Below are 1,283 nucleotides of genomic sequence, written 5' to 3' on the forward strand. Positions count from 1 at the left end.
CCCGACCACCCCGCCGCCGACCACCCCCACCGCAGACCGGCCTGGTCGGCTGGGCCACCCAGAACGGCGGCACCACCGGCGGCGCGGGCGGTCAGACGGTGACCGTCTCCGACGGTCAGGCACTCGCCGACGCCCTGGAGTCGGCGGCACCGCTGATCATCCGCGTGCAGGGCTCGCTCACCATGCCGGACAAGATGAACGACGTCCGCTCCAACAAGACAGTGCTCGGGGTCGGCAACGCCACGCTGGACAACGGGCTGAACGTCAGCAGCGCCGCCAACGTCATCATCCGTAACCTCACCTTCCGGGGTTGGGACGACGACGCCGTCAACGTGCAGAACTCACGCAACGTCTGGGTCGACCACAACACCTTCGACGGCGGATACGACGGCGGCTTGGACATCAAGCGCGAGTCCGACTTCGTCACCGTCTCGTGGAACCGGGTCACCAACCACACCAAGAGCATGCTGCTCGGCCACGACGACGGCTTCACCGCCGACATCGGCCACCTGCGGGTGACCTACCACCACAACTGGTTCGACGGCAGCAAGGAGCGGCACCCCCGGGTCCGGTTCGGTGACCCGGTGCACGTCTTCAACAACTACTACTTCGGCGCGGACTACGGTGTCGCGTCCACGATGGGCGCCGGCGTGCTCGTGGAGGGCAACTACTTCGAGAACGTGGCCCGCCCGACGGCCGTCGGCTACGCCGAGTCGGACCCGGGTGATCTCGTCCAGCGGAACAACGTCTTCGTCAACTCCGGTGAACCGGAGAGCGCCGGCGACGTCGCCGCCATCCCGTACTCCTACCAGCTCGACGCCGCCAGCGGCGTGAAGGCGAGCGTCACCGCGGGTGCCGGCGCCGGACGCATCACCGTCTGATCGACGTGCGGGGCGGCGACCTGGAGTCGCGCCCCGCGCTGTCGACGAAACTGTTATCCCGGTAGGGCCGGCGAGTCTCCTGAGGGAAGGCGTTTGGCGCGATCTCCGCCAACGCCGCATCGAGTAGCGATGCGACCACGCGAAGGAGTCGAGACGATGCGCGCAACCGGCCAAGTTCAATCGGACACCGCGAGGGGGGCGCGAGGCGCTCACGCGGATCCCCGACGCGGACTGCTCGGCCGTCTCCCGACCAGCGTGAAGCGCCTGCTGTGGCCCCTCGCCGTCGCGGCCGTGGTCGCCGTACTGGTGACCGGTGTGATCGTCGTGATCCAACCGACCGGGCCGACGTCCGCGCCGGCGGCCACCCAGGCGGTCGACGCGCCACCATCCACCAGCCCGCAG

1 protein-coding gene is annotated in these 1,283 nt (G+C 69.1%); it reads left to right on the forward strand.

Annotation, left to right across the window (positions count from 1 at the left end):
• A partial coding sequence (locus tag JM949_RS36000) for a pectate lyase family protein (protein WP_203152477.1) occupies positions 1-881 on the forward strand: 881 nt, incomplete at its 5' end.
• Between the last annotated feature and the right edge of the window lie 402 nt (positions 882-1,283).

Origin of the sequence: Micromonospora tarensis (genome assembly GCF_016803395.1) — a bacterium.
Classification (GTDB): domain Bacteria; phylum Actinomycetota; class Actinomycetes; order Mycobacteriales; family Micromonosporaceae; genus Micromonospora; species Micromonospora tarensis.